This is a genomic window from Pelorhabdus sp. sgz311002, from assembly GCF_056134285.1.
In genome coordinates, this window is sequence record NZ_JBWBCL010000007.1 from 75023 (window position 1) to 96761 (window position 21739).

At 44.9% G+C, this 21739-nt stretch carries 19 protein-coding genes; all 19 read left to right on the plus strand.

The features are described from left to right. The first annotated feature begins 97 nt into the window (after nucleotides 1-97). The 19 genes from putP to AC0NJP_RS11825 all read left to right on the plus strand — a co-directional run bounded on the left by putP (nucleotide 98) and on the right by AC0NJP_RS11825 (nucleotide 21670). Nucleotides 98-1579: a sodium/proline symporter PutP gene (gene putP / locus AC0NJP_RS11735; protein ID WP_474699904.1), complete on the plus strand. Its 1482-nt coding sequence runs from the start codon at nucleotides 98-100 to the stop codon at nucleotides 1577-1579. Nucleotides 1580-1856: 277 nt separating this feature from the next. Next, on the plus strand, nucleotides 1857-3551 hold the full coding sequence (locus AC0NJP_RS11740) for a methyl-accepting chemotaxis protein (RefSeq protein WP_474699905.1): 1695 nt from the start codon (nucleotides 1857-1859) through the stop codon (nucleotides 3549-3551). Between the two features lie 292 nt (nucleotides 3552-3843). Continuing rightward, the gene (locus tag AC0NJP_RS11745; protein ID WP_474699906.1) at nucleotides 3844-5568 is read left to right on the plus strand and encodes a methyl-accepting chemotaxis protein; all 1725 of its coding nucleotides are present in this window, start codon (nucleotides 3844-3846) and stop codon (nucleotides 5566-5568) included. Between the two features lie 220 nt (nucleotides 5569-5788). After that, nucleotides 5789-6784: a dihydroxyacetone kinase subunit DhaK gene (dhaK, locus tag AC0NJP_RS11750; protein ID WP_474699907.1), complete on the plus strand. Its 996-nt coding sequence runs from the start codon at nucleotides 5789-5791 to the stop codon at nucleotides 6782-6784. Nucleotides 6785-6799: 15 nt separating this feature from the next. Further along, nucleotides 6800-7432, plus strand: coding sequence for a dihydroxyacetone kinase subunit DhaL (gene dhaL, locus AC0NJP_RS11755; RefSeq protein WP_474699908.1), 633 nt, complete (start codon nucleotides 6800-6802; stop codon nucleotides 7430-7432). A gap of 2 nt (nucleotides 7433-7434) precedes the next feature. Beyond that, complete coding sequence (gene dhaM / locus AC0NJP_RS11760) at nucleotides 7435-7827, plus strand: dihydroxyacetone kinase phosphoryl donor subunit DhaM (protein ID WP_474038860.1); 393 nt, start codon at nucleotides 7435-7437, stop codon at nucleotides 7825-7827. A 141-nt stretch (nucleotides 7828-7968) separates the two neighbouring features. Further along, nucleotides 7969-9228, plus strand: a complete 1260-nt coding sequence (locus tag AC0NJP_RS11765) for a TolC family protein (protein ID WP_474699909.1) — start codon at nucleotides 7969-7971, stop codon at nucleotides 9226-9228. 13 nt (nucleotides 9229-9241) lie between these two features. Beyond that, on the plus strand, nucleotides 9242-10375 hold the full coding sequence (locus AC0NJP_RS11770; protein WP_474699910.1) for an efflux RND transporter periplasmic adaptor subunit: 1134 nt from the start codon (nucleotides 9242-9244) through the stop codon (nucleotides 10373-10375). 17 nt (nucleotides 10376-10392) lie between these two features. After that, nucleotides 10393-11085: an ABC transporter ATP-binding protein gene (locus tag AC0NJP_RS11775; protein WP_474038857.1), complete on the plus strand. Its 693-nt coding sequence runs from the start codon at nucleotides 10393-10395 to the stop codon at nucleotides 11083-11085. After that, on the plus strand, nucleotides 11078-12295 hold the full coding sequence (locus AC0NJP_RS11780; protein ID WP_474038856.1) for an ABC transporter permease: 1218 nt from the start codon (nucleotides 11078-11080) through the stop codon (nucleotides 12293-12295). Before AC0NJP_RS11775 ends, AC0NJP_RS11780 begins: the two co-directional genes overlap by 8 nt. Nucleotides 12296-12576: 281 nt before the next feature. Further along, the gene (locus tag AC0NJP_RS11785; protein ID WP_474038855.1) at nucleotides 12577-13980 is read left to right on the plus strand and encodes an amino acid permease; all 1404 of its coding nucleotides are present in this window, start codon (nucleotides 12577-12579) and stop codon (nucleotides 13978-13980) included. Nucleotides 13981-14126: 146 nt separating this feature from the next. Further along, nucleotides 14127-14672 carry a SiaB family protein kinase gene (locus AC0NJP_RS11790; RefSeq protein ID WP_474038854.1) on the plus strand — a complete coding sequence of 182 codons (546 nt, stop codon included), beginning with the start codon at nucleotides 14127-14129 and terminating at the stop codon, nucleotides 14670-14672. A 10-nt stretch (nucleotides 14673-14682) separates the two neighbouring features. Next, the gene (locus AC0NJP_RS11795) at nucleotides 14683-15078 is read left to right on the plus strand and encodes a DUF1987 domain-containing protein (RefSeq protein WP_474699911.1); all 396 of its coding nucleotides are present in this window, start codon (nucleotides 14683-14685) and stop codon (nucleotides 15076-15078) included. 28 nt (nucleotides 15079-15106) lie between these two features. Then, nucleotides 15107-16900, plus strand: a complete 1794-nt coding sequence (locus tag AC0NJP_RS11800) for a SpoIIE family protein phosphatase (protein ID WP_474699912.1) — start codon at nucleotides 15107-15109, stop codon at nucleotides 16898-16900. 11 nt (nucleotides 16901-16911) lie between these two features. Beyond that, complete coding sequence (locus tag AC0NJP_RS11805) at nucleotides 16912-18540, plus strand: bifunctional diguanylate cyclase/phosphohydrolase (RefSeq protein WP_474699913.1); 1629 nt, start codon at nucleotides 16912-16914, stop codon at nucleotides 18538-18540. A 317-nt stretch (nucleotides 18541-18857) separates the two neighbouring features. Then, entirely contained in the window at nucleotides 18858-19574 is a 717-nt protein-coding gene (locus tag AC0NJP_RS11810) for a CoA transferase subunit A (protein WP_474699914.1), read from the plus strand. A 47-nt stretch (nucleotides 19575-19621) separates the two neighbouring features. After that, nucleotides 19622-20281, plus strand: coding sequence for a 3-oxoacid CoA-transferase subunit B (locus AC0NJP_RS11815; protein ID WP_474038849.1), 660 nt, complete (start codon nucleotides 19622-19624; stop codon nucleotides 20279-20281). A gap of 126 nt (nucleotides 20282-20407) precedes the next feature. After that, nucleotides 20408-20968 (plus strand): N-acetylmuramoyl-L-alanine amidase family protein, encoded by a 561-nt coding sequence (locus AC0NJP_RS11820; protein ID WP_474699915.1) that lies wholly within the window; start codon nucleotides 20408-20410, stop codon nucleotides 20966-20968. A 66-nt stretch (nucleotides 20969-21034) separates the two neighbouring features. Then, nucleotides 21035-21670 (plus strand): nitrite reductase, encoded by a 636-nt coding sequence (locus AC0NJP_RS11825; protein ID WP_474699916.1) that lies wholly within the window; start codon nucleotides 21035-21037, stop codon nucleotides 21668-21670. Nucleotides 21671-21739: the final 69 nt, after the last annotated feature.

Sequence of the window (21739 nt, forward strand, 5' to 3'; positions counted from 1 at the left end):
GGGTTTTTTTGCCCTGTTGCTGTAAACGAAGTTTACCAGTATACTTTATAAATGGACTTATTTTTCAAAACACGATCTATGAAGGAGAGAAAGAGCTATGATTGAACAAAACGGCGGAATTTTTGCCGCTTTTGCGCTTTATATTCTCGTGATGCTGGCTATCGGCATTTATCATTGGCGCAAGGAACAAAGTATGTCAGATTATATTTTGGGAGGCAGGCAGCTTGGCGCTTGGGTGACTTCGATGAGTGCTGAGGCTTCTGATATGAGTGGCTGGATGCTCATGGGGCTTCCCGGCTATGCCTATGTCGCCGGGGTTCAGGCCGGTTGGATTGCGTTGGGATTGATGTTAGGTACCTGGATCAATTGGCAGTTTGTGGCTAAACGACTGCGGCAGTATACGCAGATTGCCAATGACTCTTTAACCTTACCGGACTACTTTGAAAATCGTTTTCATGATAAATCGCAGATTTTACGGATTGCTTCGGCTTTATTTATTTTAATTTTCTTTTTGATTTATACTTCCTCTGGTTTTGTTGCTGGCGGCAAGTTGTTTCAAACAGTCTTTGGCCTTCCTTATATTACGGCGATGGTACTTGGCGCTCTTGTTGTTGTTTTTTACACCTTTCTTGGCGGTTTTATGGCTGTATGCTGGACTGATTTTGTCCAAGGGGTGATGATGTTTTTTGCCATTATTGCTGTACCTGTCACTGCTGCTTGTTTTCTCGGCGGGCCAGCGGCTACAACGCAAGCTTTAAATACGCTTAATCCCGAAATGTTTAATCCTTTTACGAAACCTGATGGGCAGATGCTTTCAGCAATCGAAATTATTTCGTTACTTGCCTGGGGCCTTGGTTATTTTGGCCAGCCTCATATCTTAGTGCGGTTTATGGCGATTCGTTCATCGGGAGAAATTCAGCGGGCTACGAATATTGCCATGACCTGGGTCATTTTTTCCTTGATTGCCGCGGTGCTTGTCGGCATGGTCGGGCGGGTTTATTTGCAGCAGCCGTTAGAAGGCTCCGCCGTGGAAACGGTATTTATGGTAATGACTCATGAATTATTTTCCTCGTTCTTTGCCGGGTTGATTCTCTCCGCTGTTCTCGCTGCCGTAATGAGTACGGCTTCGTCGCAACTGCTTGTTACGGCTTCGGCGGTATCACAAGACTTCTACAAAGCGTTGCTCAGGAAAAATGCTTCAGAAAAAGAGCTTGTCTGGGTTAGCCGCCTTACTGTAGTCGGTGTATCGCTGCTGGCGATTGTGCTTGGCCTTGATCCTGACAATTTTGTGTTAAATATGGTTGCTTATGCCTGGGCTGGTTTTGGGGCCGCTTTTGGTCCAGTCTTAATCATATCGCTATTTTGGCGGCGTATGACGCGCAATGGCGCATTGGCTGGTATGATTGTCGGCGGTGTAACTGTTTTAATTTGGAAACAGTTTGCTTGGTTTGGTCTCTATGAAATTGTTCCTGGTTTTCTCTTGTCTTGTCTGACGATTTATGTGGTTAGTTTGTTCGATGAGGAACCTTCGGAAGCGATTTTAGTCGATTTTGCTGAAGTTGAGAAAAATGAGATTTAATTGCTAGACCTAGTACAATTCGTATAATTAGGAAAACTTTCTCGCCCTATCGAAGAAAGCAGTGAGATTTCTCTTCTGCTTTTTCTGGTAGGGCGTTTTTTATTGCCTAAATCCAACCCAGATTGCAAGGCAAAATGCGACTTTCTAAAAATAAAGATTTTTTGAAAAAATAGAGGTAATTTGTCGTAAAATGACGAAATAACCAAATGGGAAAATAGGGATAAGGAGCTAAATAAAAGAAGGGAAGGTGGAGTGCTGGTAATTTGCCAGCCGGAAAATGAAAATAGGGGCGAAAATAGCAACAGGGTTTTTAGTAGTTGTTCTCTTAATGGCTGTTTCTGGTGGAATCAGTTGGTATTTATTGCAGCAAATCCGGCATTCGAGTGATGATATTCAAGATGTGACACTGCCGTTGATGGCAAAAACAAATTATGCAGCAATGCTTGGCGCGAGGCAGGTTGCCGCATTACGAGGCTATGTTATTACGAGTGATGAAAAGTTTTTGCAAGAATATAAAGATTTGAATAAGGAAGCCGATGCGATTCAAGCAGAACTTGTGGCTAAGTCGATTACACCGCAAGGGAAAAAATATGCCCAGGAGGTTATGGCTTTAGCTGATCAATATGAAAAGATTATTATGGAAAAGCTAGTGCCGCTCCAAAAGGCAGGCAGAAAAGACGAAGTAATCACACTCATGAGCACGGAACTCGCGCCAACTGCTAGTAAGATGAGCGAAAAGTATCAGGAATATATTAAATTTCGCGAGAAACAAATCAATGATACCCTTGATGCCAGTCAGGATCAAATGGAACAAGCCAAAATAATTATCCTGATCTTTTTACTTATTGCGTTTATTAGTAGTATCGTTATCGCTGTAGTCATTACGCGTAAGGTAGCGGGTCCGATTAAAGTAGCGGTACAAGATCTTAATACAATTTCGTCTGGAGACTACAGTGTTACGATTCCCGAGGCCTTTTTACGCGGTAAAGATGAAGTGGCTGATATGGCCAGGGCGATGGATCAGATGGTGCAATCCATGCGAACTATGCTGCGCAAGATTTCAGCTTCAGCTGATCATGTGGCTTCTTCATCAGAAGAATTAACCGCAAGCGCTGAACAATCGGCTACGGCGGCCAATCAGGTAGCGCATTCCATGGTAGATGTTGCTAGTGGCGCGTCAGAGCAGCGGCGTTATGTCGGTGAGGCCACTGAGCATATTAGCCAGCTATCTGAAGGCATTGATCATATAGCTGTGAAAATTACGTCAGTAGCGGAACAATCGGCCCAGAGCGCCGATCGGGCGCAAGCAGGCGGTAAGGCTGTTGATAAAGCCGTTTCGCAAATGGTGCAAATTGAAACAACCGTCAATACTTCGGCCCAAGTAGTTGCTAAGCTAGGCGAACGTTCGAAAGAGATCGGACAGATTGTCGATGCGATCTCGGGGATTGCCGGTCAAACAAATCTCTTGGCGCTCAATGCCGCTATTGAGGCGGCGAGAGCCGGGGAACAAGGGCGCGGCTTTGCTGTAGTAGCTGAAGAAGTGCGGAAATTAGCGGAACAGTCCCAAGAAGCGGCGAAGAAGATTGCCGATTTAATCCAGGAAATCCAGGGTGATACAGACAAAGCGGTTATCGCCATGGAACATGGTACGCGGGAAGTCAAAACTGGGGCCGCTGTTGTCGGTGAAGCCGGGAGCGCCTTTCGAGAAATTGCTGATCTTGTTACGCATGTATCAGGTCAGATCCAGGATATTTCCGCCGCTGTCGAACAGATGGCGGCGAGCAGTCAAAATGTTGTGGGAGCAGTGCAGAGGATTGATAGCTTTAGCGATACTACGGCTAGCGAGGCCCAGGGCGTGTCAGCCGCTTCAGAGGAACAGCTCGCTTCCATGGAAGATGTGGCGTCAGCCAGCCGTTCTTTAGCTCATTTGGCTCAGGACTTGCAAAGCGCCGTAAGTCGATTCCGTCTTTAAACGAAGCAATTCTAAGTAATTTTACTGAAGTAGAGGAGAATCCAATTTAATTGCTCGATCTAGTACAATTCGTATAATTTGGGAAACTTTTTCGTCCTATTGGAGGCGGCAGTTGCGGAATTTTTCTTCTGTTGTTTCTGGTAGGACGATTTTTTTATTGCCTAAATTAAAAAATGAAATGCACTTTCATAAAAATAGAGAAAATTTTGAGATAAATAGAGGTGTTTTGTCGTAAAAAATCGAAATGGTCAGTGGGAAAATCGGGATAAAGCGCTAAATAAAAGAAGGGTAGGTGGAGTGCTGGTCATTTGCCAGCCAGAAAATGAAAATAGGGGCGAAAATAGCAACAGGATTTTTAGTGGTTGTTTTCTTGATGGCTATTTCTGGTGGAATCAGTTGGTACTTACTGCAGCAAATCCGGCATTCAAGTGATGAACTTCAAGATGAGACGCTGCCGCGCTTGCTCCAAACGAATCACGCAGCACTGCTTGGCGCTAGACAAATCACGGCATTACGGGGTTATGTTATTACCAATGATGGTAAATATATTCAAGAGTTTAAAGGGTTGAACAACGATGCGGATACTATTGTGAAAGAGCTTGAAGCGAATGCGAAGACACCGCAAGGCAAAAAGTATTCTCAGGAGATCATGACTTTGTCTGATCAATATGAAAAGATTGTTATGGAAAAGCTAGTGCCGTTGCAACAAGCTGGGAAAAAAGAAGAAGTAATCGCGCTCATGAATACGGAGCTAGCACCGGCAGCTAGCAAGTTGAGCGACAAGTACCAAGAATATATTAAATTTCGCGAACAACAAATTAATAAGACTTTTGATATTAGCCAAGACCAAATGGAACGAGCCAAAATGATTATCCTGATCTTTTTACTTATTGCCTTTATCAGCAGCGTCGTTATCGCCGTAGTCATTACGCGTAAGGTAGCAGGACCGATTAAACTGGCGGTACAGGATCTCAATACGATTTCATCTGGCGACTACAGTATTACGGTTCCTGAGGCTTTTTTACGCGGCAAAGATGAAGTGGCTGATATGGCGCGGGCTATGGATCAGATGGTGCAATCCATGCGAACGATGCTGCGGAAGATATCAGCATCGGCCGACCATGTAGCTTCTTCTTCGGAAGAATTAACAGCAAGCGCTGAGCAATCAGCTACGGCGGCGAATCAGGTAGCACATTCTATGATCGATGTAGCGAGCGGCGCTGCTGAGCAGCGGCGTTATGTTGGTGAGGCCACCGAACATATTAGTCAGTTGTCGGAAGGGATTGATCATATTGCTGTGAAAATTACTTCAGTAGCTGAACAATCGGCCCAGAGCGCCGACCGAGCGCAAATGGGCGGCAAAGCTGTCGATAAAGCAGTTTCGCAAATGGTGCAAATTGAGACAACCGTCAATACTTCCGCCCAAGTGGTAGCTAAATTAGGCGAACGCTCCAAAGAAATTGGCCAGATTGTCGATGCGATCTCGGGGATTGCTGGTCAAACGAATCTTTTGGCGCTCAATGCCGCCATTGAGGCGGCTAGAGCCGGGGAGCAGGGCCGCGGTTTTGCTGTCGTAGCCGAAGAAGTGCGGAAACTGGCGGAACAGTCCCAAGAAGCGGCGAAGAAGATTGCCGATTTAATTCAAGAAATCCAGGGGGACACGGACAAAGCGGTTATCGCGATGGAGCATGGTACGCGAGAAGTCAAAACTGGGGCTGCTGTTGTAGATGAAGCAGGGAGTGCTTTTCGGGAAATTGCTGATCTTGTTACTCATGTATCAGGCCAGATTCAGGACATTTCCGCTGCGGTGGAACAGATGGCGGCAAGCAGTCAAAATGTTGTGGGAGCAGTACAGCGAATTGACAGTTTTAGTGATACTACTGCCAGTGAAGCTCAGGGCGTTTCCGCTGCGTCGGAGGAACAGCTTGCTTCGATGGAAGATGTTGCGTCAGCCAGCCGTTCCTTAGCCCATTTGGCCCAAGAATTGCAAAGTGCCGTAAGTCGGTTTCGCCTATAAACGAAGCATTTCATCGAACCGCAGCAAGGAGCTATCGCGAAAACTGATAAATCCTTGCTGCTTTCTTTAGATATTTTGCGGTTTGCGTTCTCTGGCAGGAACTTTTATTGCCGATGTGAAATATTTACAACTAGTAATAAGGTCTATTCACAGGGGTTATTAGGTTTTTTATGAACAGATTCTCTTTTCACAATTGAATTTTATGAGGAGGGTTTTATGTATGAAAAAAATCATTAATGTGCCTGAAAATGTTGTAGAGGAAATGCTGGAGGGAATGGTTGCAGCCCATCCGCAGTATGTTAAGAGAGTGCCAGGGTTTGATGTTATTGTTCGTGCGGCAGCCCCTCAGCCGAAAGTTGCTTTAGTCAGCGGCGGCGGGAGCGGTCATGAACCGGCTCACGGCGGCTTTGTTGGGAAAGGGATGCTTGATGGCGCTGTGGCGGGTGCTGTATTTACATCACCGACGCCAGATCAAATTTATGAAGCTGTGAAGGCAGTTAATGGCGGCAAAGGCGTACTGCTTGTCATAAAAAATTATACTGGTGATGTGCTGAATTTTGAAATGGCGGCAGAATTGGCGCAAGCTGACGGCATTGAGCTCGAACAAGTTGTCGTCAATGATGATGTAGCCGTAGAAAATAGTACGTGGACAACGGGGCGACGCGGTATTGCTGGAACACTGCTTGTTCATAAAATTGCCGGAGCGAAAGCGGAAGCGGGCGGCAGTTTAACAGAAGTAAAGGCTGTTGCCGAAAAAGTCATCGCCAATGTACGGTCGATGGGGATGGCTCTAGCGCCTTGTACGGTACCTGCTGCGGGAAAACCGAGCTTTGTGTTAGGCGAACAGGAAATCGAAATTGGTATGGGGATTCACGGCGAACCAGGCACGCATCGCGAAGAAATTCGCTCAGCTGATGAAATTACAACGCAGCTCCTTGATAAGATTTTTGCGGACCTGCCGCTGGCCGCAGGCGATGAGGTTGCTGTTCTCGTAAATGGTCTCGGTGGTACGCCGCTTATGGAATTATATGTAGCAAACCGAAAAGTGGCTGCTACGTTGGCTGATAAGCAGATTAAAGTAGCAAAAACTTATGTAGGCAACTACATGACTTCTTTGGAGATGGCAGGGTTTTCCATCACTTTATTAAAATTGGATGCAGAATTAAAATCACTGCTCCTAGCGCCGGCTGATACGCCTGCCTGGGTGCAATTCTAAGAGGAGGCGATTGGTGTGAGCCAAATCGTTGCAGCAATTGTCGCAGTAGGCGAAGTAATTATTGCGAATAAAGAATATCTGACAGATCTTGATTCTGCTATTGGTGACGGCGATCATGGCCTCAATATGGCCCGTGGTTTTTCTGCCGTAATCGATAAATTCCAACAGGCTGCAGCGCCGGTCGATATTGGCAGCACTCTAAAGCAACTAGGGATGACGCTGATTTCTACCGTAGGCGGCGCATCTGGTCCGCTCTACGGTACAGCCTGCCTGCGCGCTGCAGCAGCAAGCCAGGGGAAGGCGGCGCTTGACAGTAAAGACGTGGCAAGTATGCTGCAAGCGGCCATTCAGGGAATTAAAGATCGTGGTAAAGCGCAACGCGGCGAAAAGACCATGATTGATGCCTTAGAACCAGCCTATGAAGCTTTTACTGCGGCAATGGAAGCGAACGAAGCGCTGAGCGTTGCTTTGGATAAAGCGGTGGTGGCCGCGAAAGCAGGCGTAGAATATACGAAAACCATCATTGCTACGAAGGGGCGGGCCAGTTATTTAGGGGAAAGAAGTCTCGGTCATCAAGATCCGGGAGCAACTTCCGCCACTTTAATCCTAGAAGCGTTGGCTAAGTTTGCCAAGGGGCAGGAGGGGTAATTATGGTTGGTATTGTGCTCGTTTCCCATCATCATAAGATTGCGGAAGGCCTGTTGGAATTAGCGTCGCAAATGGGCGGACAAGACGTTAAAATTATGGCGGCAGGCGGTTTGGAAGATGGGGCGATTGGTACGGATGCTGTGCGGATTTCTCAGGCTGTCACAGCGGCTTATAGCGGCGATGGCGTCGTTATTTTGGCTGATTTAGGCAGTGCTGTGTTAAGCAGTGAAACGGCCCTAGAGTTCTTGGAAGAAGCGATTCGGGAAAAAGTCAGAATTGCTGATGCGCCTTTTGTGGAAGGGGCTATTGCGGCTACGGTTCAAGCATCGATCGGAGCGACGCTTGACGAGGTGGTTGCTGTGGCCGAACAAGCGCGGGAATTGCATAAATGCTAGTAGATTAAACGGAACGTGTTTTTCTAATGGTAAGATCTCAAAACTGGTCTATTAGACAGTTTTGAGATCTTTTTCTGTCATAAATTAGTAACATTTATTTGCTATAATAAAAAACAAGGGTTACAGCAAGGGGGTTTTATATTGAAGCAAAGAAGAAAGAGCGCTAGGCTGTTTTTATTGATCGGGGCTGCTTTACTGTGGCAAAGTGCAGGGTGTTTCGGAGCGCCTTTATCCGCTGCCGATGCCGTTCGACTTGCACTAGATAAGCATCTTGATATTAAGATAGCCCAGGAAAAAACAACACAAGCAAAGTATACGTTGCAAAGTACGGAAGATGTGAAAGGCTTGTCAGTTGACGCATCGAATACGTTTTACTTAAAGCAAGTTCATTTTCATTCTCTGCCAAGCTCTACGTCTTTAACGGTATCGTTGCCGCTTTACAGCGGCGGTAAAAATGAAGGCAATATTGAAGTCGCGAAAACCGATGTGAAGATCGCCGATTTGGATTTGGCCAAGACGCGTCAAGATGTTGTATTAAAAACACTGTCAGCTTATTATGATGTACTAGATGCACAAAAGGTGCAGCAGGTCGATCAGGAAACGGTTGACAATTACCGGCTGCATTTACAAAATGCTCAGGCGCAGTATTACGCAGGCAGTATCGCTAAAGCCGATGTACTTCGCTCGGAAGTGGAACTGGCTGATGCGCAGCAAAGCTTAGTGAAAGCGAAAAATAATACGCAAGTTGCTATGAATAATTTGAAGAATCTAATTCGTTGGAAGAGTGAGGAAGGTCTTGTACTAACCGATGATTTTCAATATATTCCCTGGAATAAGACGCTGGAGCAATGTTTGGACGCGGCTAAAGCTAATCGGCCGGACTTACAAAAATATCGTCTTACTGTGGACGAAGCCAGGCAAAATATTGATATTGCGAAAGCCGATAAGAAGCCGTCTGTTGCGTTGAATGTGGCTTCTAGCTGGGGCAGCAGTATGATTCCTGACAGCAATAATAGCAATTTATATGTCGGTGTGAGCACGTCTTGGAATCTGTTTGATGGGCAGATTACAACAGCAAAAATTAAAAAGAGCGAAAGCTCTCTTATAGCAGCGCAGCTGCAATTAGAGCAGCAAGAAGACTCTGTAGAACTGGCTGTCAAAGAATATTATCTGGGAATTAGTGAAGCGGAGAAACGTTTAAAGACAACACAGGTGGCGATTCATAAGGCTGATGAAGATGCTTTTATTGCTGAGGAAAAGTATAAGGCGGGCGAAGGTTTATTGCTTGATATTATTGATGCCCAGCTGGCTCTGTCAACAGCGAAGAATAATTATATTACGGCGCAATACGATTATGTGACCTATGTGGCCAAATTGAAAAATGCCATGGGAATTGATTAAGGGGGACCGAATCATGTGGGGGAAAATAAGGCGTAAACAAGGTCTCATTGGACTTATCTTGCTCGCTATAGCAGCAAGCGGCGGCCTTTTTTATTATCACAATGCGAAACAGAAAGAAAATGTGCCAGTAGAAACGGTCGCTGTCGTACAAGGGTCAATCGTATCGACGGTAGCGGCAACTGGCACGGTAAAACCGGCTAATTCGGTAGATATTACGTCGCAAATTGCGGCACAAGTAAAAGAAATTAAGGTCAAGGAAAATGATTATGTTAAAGCCGGGCAAGTTCTAGCTATTTTAGAAGAGCGAGCTTTGGAAACTACGGTAGAGCAGGCGCGTTATCAAGTGAATAATACATCAGCCAAGTATAAACGGGCTGAATACTTACATTCGATCGGTGCCAAATCACAAGCTGATTTAGAAGATGCATTGCTCAATTATCAAACAGCTATGTCTAGTTATGCGGAAGGAAAATCAAATTTAGATAAGACAGTGATTTTATCACCTATGAATGGCGTTGTTTTAGGGGAGCCTGTGTCGGTCGGTACGGTTGTTACCGCTGGCGTTAATAATCCCACAGTCATTATGATGATTGGCGATGTGTCAAGTAAAAAAGTAAAGGTAAAAGTTGATGAGACTGATATTGGCAAGGTGAAAGCGGGGCAGTTGGCAACTTTTACGGTAGATGCCTATACGGATAAGACTTTTTCCGGCAAAGTAGAGCAGATTAGCCAAATTTCTACTAGTACGACTACTGTCTCTTCTTCTAGCGCTTCGTCTTCTTCGTCATCATCGTCGTCTGCTACCAGCGGGGTTATTTACTATTATGTGACGCTTACTGTAGATGATCCGGAAAATCTGTTAAAAACGGAAATGACAGCTCGCGTCAATATTAAAGTAGCGGAAAAGCAAGATGCTTTGCTTATACCTCTATCGGCTTTAAAGACAAGCGCCAACGGTCAATATGTTACTATTTTAAGACCTGACGGAAAGCGGGAAAATGTTTTTGTTACGGTTGGGCTTATGGATAGTGACAAAGTGGAAGTGCTAAGCGGCGTAGCGGCAGGCGATCAACTCGTCGTTTCCTATACGAAATCGCCGACGACTTCGGCGGCGAAAAAAGATAATGGTCCGCCGCCGCCCATGTAGTGGAGGGAGGTGCCGTTATGGGGATTTTGCTGCAGGATATTAAAAAGTACTATAAGATTGGTACGGAAGAAGTGGCTGCTCTTGGTGGCATTTCTTTGACGATCGAAACAGGTGAATTTGTAGCAATCATGGGACCATCGGGTTCTGGTAAGTCAACGCTTATGAATATTCTAGGTTGTCTTGATCGACCTAGCAGCGGTTCTTACATTCTGGAGGGCCAGGAAGTTGCCCAACTTGATGATGATGCTTTGGCCGGAATGAGAAATCGGCAAATTGGTTTTGTTTTTCAAAATTTTAATCTGTTATCGCGCGTGACTGCCTTAGAAAATGTTGCGTTGCCGCTGGTGTATGCTAGAGTGCCGCAAACGGAGCGGCGAAATCGGGCGACAGCCTTACTGGAAGCCGTAGGCCTGGCAACACGGACGCAGCATCTGCCTAACGAATTGTCAGGGGGACAACGGCAGCGAGTAGCCATTGCGCGCGCCTTGGTAAATGAGCCGAGTATTATTATGGCCGATGAACCGACAGGCAATCTTGACAGTCGTTCCAGTATCGAAATAATGAATCTATTTGGTAATTTGCATAAGCAGGGGAAGACAGTGATTCTTGTTACGCATGAACCGGACATTGCTGAGTATGCCAAACGAGTTATTACCGTAAAGGACGGCTTTATCCTAAAGGATGAGGTAAAGGAGTCTCGCTATGTTTAAAGAAAGCGTTATCATTGCCTTACGGGCCTTGCTCGCCAATAAGCTTCGCTCTGTTTTGACGATGCTCGGTATTATTATCGGTGTAAGCGCGGTAATTGCGATGGTTTCCATTGGCCTTGGTGTTAGAGAAAAGGTGCAGGATTCAATTGCTAGCCTTGGCAGTAATCTTTTGATTGTAAGTCCTGGCGCCGCCTCATCACAGGGCGGCGGGCGTGGTGCGGCTGGCAGCAGTACTACATTACTCTTCGAGGATTCCGAGTATTTAAAGAAGACGGTCAAAGGTATTTTATATATTGCTCCATCCGTAAGCCGACAGTATCAGCTTGTGGCGGGAAATCAGAACTGGACGACAAGCGTGCAGGGAATTACGCCGGATTATATGGCAATTCGCAGTTTAACAGTAGGCAGCGGCAGTTTTATTTCCCAAAATGATCTTGCTTCGCGCAGTCGTGTGGCTGTGCTTGGCGCAACGGTGGCTCAGAACTTATTCGGTGATCTCAATCCTGTTGGTAAAAATGTGCGCATTAATAATACGCCGTTTCTGGTTATTGGCGTTTTAGATAGTAAAGGGCAGTCCTCGATGGGGCAGGATCAAGATGATATTGTGATGGTGCCGCTGACAACAGCGCAAGAACGTCTTTTGGGGATTACTTATCTTCATTCAATCAGCATTCAAGTTGCTACCATGGAGGAAATGGATCAAGTGCAAGAAGCTGTAACTACTTTATTGCACCAACGGCATAAAATTACGGGTGATAAGCAAGATGACTTTACAGTGAGAAATTTGACAAGCCTGATGCAGACGGCAGCTGAAACAACAGGAATGATTACGTTGCTACTTGGCAGCATTGCCGCCATTTCTCTATTAGTGGGCGGTATCGGCATTATGAATATTATGATGGTATCGGTAACGGAACGGACACGAGAGATTGGGATTCGGAAAGCGATTGGGGCGACCTATCGCGATATTATGCTGCAATTTCTCATTGAATCAATCGTTATTGGCGTTGTTGGCGGTTTGATCGGGATTATGTTAGGTATTTTAGCTGCTTTGGCTATTTCCGCTTCCGGTGCGCTCCATACAGTCATTTCGCCAGTATCGATTCTTGTTTCTTTTGGCTTTTCTGTAGCAGTCGGACTCTTTTTCGGTATTTATCCGGCGCGAAAAGCAGCGCTGTTAGATCCGATTGAAGCCCTGCGTTATGAGTAGGTAGTAGCCGTTGTATTATCCTTACGCATCAAGGTGCAGGAAGGTCTCTGAACTGAAGCCTTAAGGCGTATTTGATATGTCGACTGAGCGGCGAAACGGAACCTAGAACTGATGAAAGTATTGCTGTTTGGTAGTGATATAAAAATTTTTTATAAAAGAATAAAAATGTGTGCCTAGCGCGGAAATTTTTGTTATACTATGTCTTGATCTAGTATTTTTTACAGAATAAAAGAATAAGAAACTTTATGACTATTATTTTTATGAGGGTGGGGGTAACGGGAGTGAAAGAACGGGAAGAGGAAACAATAGGAAGTGGCGATGGCGCCTTATTTCGCAAATTAAAGTCGCGTCATATCCAGTTAATTGCTTTAGGCGGTATTATTGGCAGTGGCTATTTTTTAGGGACAGGCTATGTGATTAGTCAAGCAGGTCCAGCATCGTTCTTATCTTACTTACTGGGCGGCTTGATTGTGCTTTGTGTAATGCTGTGCCTTGGTGAATTGTCTGTGGCAATGCCAATTTCAGGCTCTTTTGTTTCTTACGCCCGTGAACTGATTTCGCCTACTTGGGCTTGTGGCGTGGGGTGGTCTTACTGGTTGACTTGGGTAACCTATGTGCCATCGGAAATGATTGCCGGCGGTATGATTATGAATTTTTATTTTCCTGAGGTCAGCGCCATGTGGTGGGCGATTCTCTTCGGTCTCTTGATTACTTTTATTAATTTGGCGCAAGTCGATTCGTTCGGCGAAATCGAATTTTGGCTTGCTTTGATTAAAATTGCTGCTTTAGTTATGTTTGTAATTCTGGCAGCGCTAATCTTTTTAGGAGTTATTGGTGATCAAGGTTATTTAGGAAGCACAATTTTATTGAGTGATGGCGGCTTTACGCCTAATGGCGCTTTATCGGTACTACTTACAATGGTTATCGTACTTGTGAACTTTCAGGGATCGGAAATTATTGGTTTGGCAGCAAGTGAAAGCAAACATCCTGAAAAAAGTATTCCTACAGCGATTCGTAATGTTTCCTGGCGAATTATTTCACTCTACCTTGTACCAATGCTACTGCTTGTAACGATTTTTCCTTGGCAAAAGGCCGGTTTGGAAGAAAGCGTTTTTGCGGCGGCGCTCAATTCCTATGGATTGCACTGGGCCGGAGGAATCTTTTCTTTTGTTGTTCTTACTGCGGCCATATCTTGTTCGAATTCCGGTTTGTACGGTTGTATTCGGGCCATCTATGCTTTATCACGCGAGGGCATGGCCCCGGCTTTTCTCAGTAAAACAAATAAAAATGGTGTGCCAAAAAATGCTGCACTCTTATCGATCGGCGCTTGCTGGTTAGTTGTTATTGCCTACACGCTTGATACGACGAAAAGTTTTTATACCTATATGTTGGCGTTATCTGGCTTTACTGGTGCGATTGCCTGGATTTCTATCTGCTGGTGCCAACTCAATTTCCGGCGGCGGCTGGAAAGTTCCGGGGAAGACAGTCGAACTCTTCTTTACCGGACCCCTTTCTTTCCTTACGTAACGTACTTTGGTATTTGGGCGCAAGTTGCTTGTTTGATCGTTGTCGCTTACGATGAAACGTTGCGTATATCGCTTTATGTGGGGATTCCGTTACTTGTCATTCCCATGTTTTGCTATAAAATGCGAGAATATGCCCAGAAAGTTCTTGCTAAAACTTAATGTTTTGTTCGGCGAAGAAGCTGCGAATGTTATGGCAGCTTCTTTTTTTGGGACTTTTTATGGGTATGGCTGGAGGGAAACGGAAACTCTTTGTCGAAATGGATCGTGGTACTTAAGGCCTATGAGAAATTAGGAGGTATTTTTGCATGGAAATCAATTTGCTTGATTTACAGAAGCTGTTACAAAATTATGGTGTACTAATTAGCTTTTCAGGCCGCTTTACACAGGCGATTATTGAAGAACTCGGTGAGGCGGTGAAAAACTATTTGGATACAGAAGCAACCTCGCAAAATGCCACTTACAATGTGTTCTCTGTCTTTATCGAGCAGACCCAAAATATTAGAAATTATGGATCAAGGCATGAAGGAAATCCTTTAGGTGATCGGATCGATAATTCAGGGATTGTAGCGATTGGCAGAAATGAAGCGGGCTATTTTGTATCTTCTGGTAATTTAGTAGCAGCTTCTGATGTGGCGTCGTTGACAAAGCGGCTAGATGAGTTAGCTGGTTTAGATAAGGCGGGTCTAAAACGATTGTATAAAGAACAACTGAGGCGGGACATAGGAGATCAAACCGCAGGGGCGGGGCTGGGGCTAATTGATATGGCACGCAAAGCCAGCAAGCCGCTTCACTATTCGATTGTGCCCCACGATGACCAACTTTCCTTTTTTACGTTAAAGGTACAGGTCTAGGAGGATTAAAATGGAAGAGTTATATGTGGAACAAACCAAATCAACACCGAAGATTTATTTTGATCAGGAGAAATCTTTGTTGCGCATTGAGGGACAGTCTTACCCGGAGAATGCTTTCAAATTTTACGAACCAATATTTAAGTGGCTAGAGAATTATTTAAGCACGAGCCAAGAGCGAATGGTGCTGGAAATTTATTTTCATATGCCTTATATCAATACAAGCAGTGCAAAATGCATCATGATGCTCCTTGATAAGATGGAGGCTGCCCATGAAGCTGGTGGTAAAGTTTTAGTAAAGTGGTATTATGACCAGGATAATGATACAGCTTTAGAATGTGCTGAAGAATTTAAGGAAGATTTAGAGTTGCCTTTTGAAATTTGCGCTCTTATGGAAAGCAATGAATAGACAGAATTTATTCTATGATCGAGGCACGATGAAAATCGTTTTTCTGGCTTGTGCTATTCTCGTCCTTGCTGTAACGTTGACAGGGAGTATTAGTTATTTTGTTACACGTAGCGCCGTTGTAGATAAGCTAAAGAATCGCGATCTTATTTATATTGCCGAATCGATTGCCAGTAAGGTCGATGACCGCTTGGAGCGGGCTAAAGAAACAGCGAGACTGTTAGCCCAAGACCCTGCGGTTATGGCTTGGCTTGTTGACGCGGAACGCAACGAACAACTTGGCGAGTATAGTAAGCAAAAGCTTGATGATATAGCCAGCCGCTATGATTACGCTAACTCGTTTATTGTGAGTCGCCAAACCGGACAATATTGGGCGGAGCGACACAGAATGCTTCAAATTATGAAACCTCACGATCCTGATTCGCGCTGGTTTTATGATGCGTTGCAATCGCAGCAGCCTGTTTCTTTGAATATTGACTATAATATTGGTCGCCAGGAAACTTTTGTGTTTGTAAATGCTCTGATCGGTGAAGCAACTTCGCCGCTCGGCGTAGCTGGCGTTGGTCTTAGTATCCAGTATATTGCCGCTGAATTTCAAAAATATAAAGAAGGCAGCGCCGGAAGACTCTGGTTGATTGATCGCCAGGGAAAGATTCTGCTTTCCGATCAAGCTGAGCAAAACGGTTATTATTTAAATGACTTTATACCGCCTGAGATATTAGCGCAACTTTTACAGCATGAGGATAGAGTACGAGCTCTCGATTATCAAGATAGTTATGGCCAAATTACGGATCTTGTTTGTGAAGCAATTCAGTCAGGCCAATGGCTCATTGTGTATCAAGTACCACGTGAAGAAAGTATCGGCTTTTTAAATACGATCAAATGGAATGGAGCCATCGCGAGCTGTGTGGCGCTGTTGGTCATGATTCTTTTATTTTATATTGTGGCTCATAAAATAGCCGATCCACTGAAGCGGGCTATCGCATTAACAGAGCTTATGGAGCAGGAAATTGCCGACCGTACGGAAGAAATATCGGAGCAAAATACCAAGATCCTTGACAGCATTGATTATGCGAAACGACTGCAAGAGTCTATTTTGGCACGGCCCGATGAATTACAGACAGTGCTGAAAGATTATTTTATTTTGTGGCAACCACGTGATCTCGTCGGCGGTGACTTTTACTGGGTTCGCCAGATTGATGCGAAGCGCAGTCTCGTTGCTATTGCTGATTGTACCGGCCATGGCGTACCGGGGGCCTTTATGACAATGGCCGTTAATTCTGTTCTGACTCAACTAGCGCAGCAGCAGGACAATATCAACCCGGCGCTGATTTTGCAACAGGTAAATCAACGCATGCGAGAAATTTTACATCGTAATAAACAAAATAAAATGACAGATGACGGTCTTGATATGGCTTTATGCTATATTGAAGCAGGCAAAAAGCTGCTGTTTTCGGGAGCTCATTTGCCACTCTATATTTATCGTCGGGGAGAAGTGCAAACTTTGCAGGGAGATCGACAAAGTTTAGGCTATGAACGAGCTCGGGAAGATTTTCCGTTTACAGTACATAGTTGGGATATTTTGCCTGGCGACCGCTTTTATTTGACGACAGACGGTTACCTTGACCAAAATGGCGGGAAACAAGACTTTTCTTTTGGCAAGAGACGTTTTGTTCAACTCCTTACATCACTAGCTGAGAAATCGATAGATGAACAAAAAGCTGCTATTGTTCAGGCTCTCGCTGAATATTCACAGGGGCAGCCGCAGCGTGATGATATTACGGTAATAGGCTTTTCTTTCGATTCGATAGATTATGTAGATTAGGCGGTGAAATTATGGCAGAGAGGGATTGCGATAAGCAACTGTTCGGAGCAGAAGAGCAGGTATTACAAGGAGCTATGGCTGATTTAGCAGCAGAGCAATATCGGGGGAATTCACTGCTAGAAAGATATCGACTGCTTACAGGTCAGTATGATCGTCTACTGAAATTGACTCGAAAGGTTTTTCGAATTAGTGATATGCAAGGAAAGGCCTTGCAGCGTAGCCAGCGGGAAATGCAGAATTTATTGGATAATGCCAACCAAGGCTTTTTGACTTTTGGCGCGGATCTACGAATTCAACCTCAGTATAGTGCGGAATGTGAGCGGCTCTTCGGTCGGAAGATTGCGGGACTGCGTATTATCGAGTTGCTATCAGAGCGAACTCCTTTTGGCGACGAAATGTTGGAACAAATTTTCCAGAGCTTTTTTATAACGCAAGATAGCGCAAAAATGCAAGAAAGTCTGGCCTATTTCCCCTTTTTGTTAGAACGGGAGCAGCAGACCATTCGCGTGGAGTGTAAGTATCTTGCTAGTAGCGATGAGGAAGAAGCGGCAACCGTTATGCTGATTCTAACGGATGTTACGGAAGAAGTTGCAGCGCAGCAAAAAATTTCTTTTTTGAGCTATCATGATAAATTGACCAATCTTTATAATCGAGCTTATATAGAAGAAGCGTTGCCTGAGTTAGAAAAAAGTGAAGCCCTGCCTGTCAGTATTATAGTGATTGATATGAATGGGCTGAAATTGGCCAATGATGTGTTTGGTCATCAAGAGGGCGATAATCTGCTTTTGGCTATGGCTGACCTATTGCGCAGTCTTTGTCGTCCTCGTGATATTATTGCTCGCTGGGGCGGCGATGAGTTTTTGCTGCTTTTGCCACAAACTGGCGAAATGGCTTGTGCTCATCTTTGTCAAAGTATTCGCGAAGGCTGTCTGGCAATCAATCACTGTGTCGTTCCCTTAAGCGCTGCTGTCGGAGCGGCAACGAAAGAAACGCCGCTTGGTCAAATCATTGAGCTTTTTAACGTAGCGGAAAGTCGAATGTATAGTGATAAGGTACAACGAGGCCAAACTGTACGCAAAAAAATGGTCGCTACGCTCGAAGCGCGGCTTTACGAACGGTGTTTTGAAAATCAAGGACATAATGAACGTGTTGGCGAGCAAGTCGTTGCTTTTGCCAGATTTTTAAATTTCAGTTTGCGCAGTGAGGCGGTAAAGCAGCTTAAACTTTTGGCGAGACTCCATGATATTGGGAAAGTGGCTATCCCTTCGGAAATTCTAGGAAAGCCTAGCGCTTTAAGTAAAAGTGAGTGGGCGATTGTGAAAGTTCATAGTGATGTTGGCTATCGTATGGCCCAGTCCATCGGTGAAACGGCGGTAGCTGATTTGATTCTGTCGCTACATGAGCGGTGGGATGGCGCCGGCTATCCTTATGGACTGAAAGGAGAAGAGATTCCCTTACTTGATCGGATTTTTTCACTGGTAGATGTGTTTGATATTATGACTCACGACCGGCCGTACCAAATGGCTTTGAGTAAACAAGAGGCGATTTTGCAGATTGCCGCTGCGGGCGGACAGCAGTTTGATCCACTTCTGACAGAAAAGTTTTTAGCTTTTCTTGCTGTGAAAGGAGATCAGCGATAAAACTCTCATAGCAATTTTTGACGAAAACCTTCATCAATGGGCTAAACGGGTCGAGAAGGCCTGTCATGATAAAATAACAGACTTTAACAATATTGACGGAATAATGAAAATCATCTAAAATATAACTAAAGAGCAACTATGAATTAAGAAATAATTTTTCTCGATAAATGAATTGCAAGTTTAATCCACTAGCTCATTTACGATCGATAGATAAGTGCAGGTTTTATCTGCTCGGTCTATCGATCTTTTTGTTTGAAGCGAAAAGCCTGGCCAGGTTTTTGCGATAGAAGGAATGTTATTTTGGGAGGAGTGTAGCTATGAATAAGGTAACAGATCTAGATCAAGTGATTGACAAAGTTCAAGATGGAATGACTCTTTTATTTGGCGGTTTCTGTGGTGTAGGAGCTCCCTTAACTTGCATCCAAAAAATTGCTGACAAAGGTGTAAAAAATCTTACCATTATGTCGGTAGTGGCAACCTATCCTGGCGGTAAATTTGATTTAGCGCCGCTCTTTAGCAATGGACAGGTGAAAAAATTTATTTGTGCTCATGCTGGTACTTCGCCAGAAGCAGTCAGCGCTTTGAAAAATGGCAATCTTGATATTGAATATTATCCTATGGGCAGCTGGATTGAAAAAGTTCGGGCTGGCGGCGCTGGTCTTGGTGGCGTATTGACTCGTACTGGCCTTGGTTCTTTAGTAGAAGAAGGCAAAGAAAAGATTGTCGTTGATGGCAAAGAGTATATTTTAGAAAAACCCTTACGGGCTGATATGGCTTTTATCAAAGGCTATAAAGCGGACTTATGGGGAAATGTGCAGTATCGTTATGCTGCGATTAATACGAATCCAACTGTCGCGATGGCAGCTGATTATACAGTAGCGGAAGTCAATGAAATTGTTCCTGTCGGAAAGCTTGATCCACAATGTGTCGGCACTCCTGCTGTCTTTGTTCACGCCGTAGTACAAGGCAAAACATTAGAGGAACAAGCGACTACTTTCCGTGACTTATGGTCGCGGACAGGTCAGCTTCGTTAAGCGAAATAACATAGAATCGGAACCCTATTTTTGAGGAGGCTAAAATCATGGACGGGAAAGAAATGATTGCGCGCAGAGCGGCAAAAGAATTATCAAACGGTGAAGTGGTTAATCTCGGTTTTGGTATTCCGACAGCAGTGGCAAACTATATCCCTGAAGGCGTGGAAGTGCTGCTCGAATCGGAAAATGGCGCGTTGGTTTTTGGCGGTGCGCCGAAATTAGGCGAAGAAGATTCTGATGTAGGCAACGCCGGCGGCTTGCCTATCACAATGATACCAGGTTCTTCTTGTTTTGATCTTGCTACATCTTTTTGTATTATTCGTGGCGGCCATGTAGGAACGACGATCTTAGGCGCGTTAGAAGTGGACCAGGAAGGAAGTATTGCCAACTGGGCAACGCCGGTGGCGCCTGGCAAATGGAGCCCGGGTATGGGGGGGGCCATGGATCTTGTAACAGGAGCCAAAAAAGTTATTGTTACGATGATTCATACTGTAAAAGGATCGCCGAAGATTTTGAAAAAATGCACTTTGCCTTTGACGGGGAAAGGCTGCGTATCTAAGATTATTACGGAAAAATGCGTGTTTGAAGTAACGGACGCAGGCCTGTTGCTTGTAGAACTAGCCGAGGGTGTTACGGTTGATGAAATAAAAGCTTGTACAGAAGCTGAGTTTTCTGTAGCGGCGGAAATGAAGCCTTACCAACTATAATTTTATTGAGTTGCAGCTGCCTTACGATTCGTATTCGTAAGGCAGTTTTATTTTTTTGTTGAAATTCTTTTGGACCTCTTTCAAAAATAGATATTAAAGAATGACAAGAGTAGGAGGCGAAGCAAGATGCGTATTTTTATTAATCCAGGCCATGCTCCAGATGGTAACCCTGATCCAGGGGCCGTCAATGCTGTTACAGGGCTGCGCGAATGTGACGTAGCTTTAGCGGTAGGCGAAGGTGCTGCTACTTATCTCAGAGCAGCTGACTGTGAGGTGACAGTATTACAACTTGATGATCTAAGCGCCATCGTCATGGCAGCGAATGACTGGCAGTCTGATTTTTTTATCAGTATTCATTGCAATAGCGCCGAAAGTACGGCGGCGACAGGGACGGAAGTGTGGTACTGCAGCGGTTCGTTGGGCGGAGAGCAGCTTGGCGATTGTATAAAAAGAGAAATTCTAGCTGCGTTACCCTTAGTTGATCGTGGGATGAAGGAAGCGACTCCTGGCGAAAATGGCTTATATGTACTGACAAATACAGCAATGCCCGCCTGCCTTGTTGAACTTGCCTTTATTTCCAACCCACAAGATGAGGTATTATTACGGGAAGCTCAGCAGCAGGATGCTTTTGCCAGAGCCATTGCCAGGGGTGTGACGGATTGTGATATATATCACGGTCAAAGATAGCTAAATTTGCTATACTGACTACAAAAAGTTTCCTTGGGGATACGAAGTAGCGGAGGCGGTTAGATTATGAATCGCAAGATTTCCTTGGCGCCGCATTTGCCAGGCGGGCGAATTACGGCAGAACAAATGAAGCACGTAGTTGGCATAGCTGAAAAATACGGTGCTTCACTGCGCTTAACAGCCAGTACGATTGTATTAAGCGGGATCGATCCTCAGGATCGCGAAGCTGCTGTGGAGGAATTAAAGATGCCCTTAGAATCTTTTATGGCTAAAGCGGTTCGGGCGATTGCCATGTGTACAGGAAAACCTTCTTGCCCGCGAGGGCAGCAAGAAACAATGACGTTAGGCTTGGCATTGGATGAACGATTTTTTGGACAGCCTACGCCAGCTAAGATTCGCATTGGTCTTAGTGGCTGTTCTAATTGCTGTTCCGAGCCTCTAGTAAAAGATATTGGCTTGTTTGGGGCGCCCAAAGGCTTTATGCTGGCGATTGGCGGTCAAGCGGGAAACCGAGTTCAGGCAGGCAAAGTGATTGCTTTAAATTTGCCGGGCGAAGAGGTTCCTGAAGTCATTCAAGCCATTTTGGATTATTATCGCCGCTATGGTCGTGACAAAGAGCGACTTGGCGCTATGATTGAGCGAATTGGCTTAGAAGAAGTTGCTTTTGCTGTAATTCCTAAAGCTTTTCAAATGCCCGTATAAGCAAAATAGAGGGTAGCAGGAGATCGTAGGTTCTCGTCGAATAAAATAAAAATCCAAAAGGCTTTATTT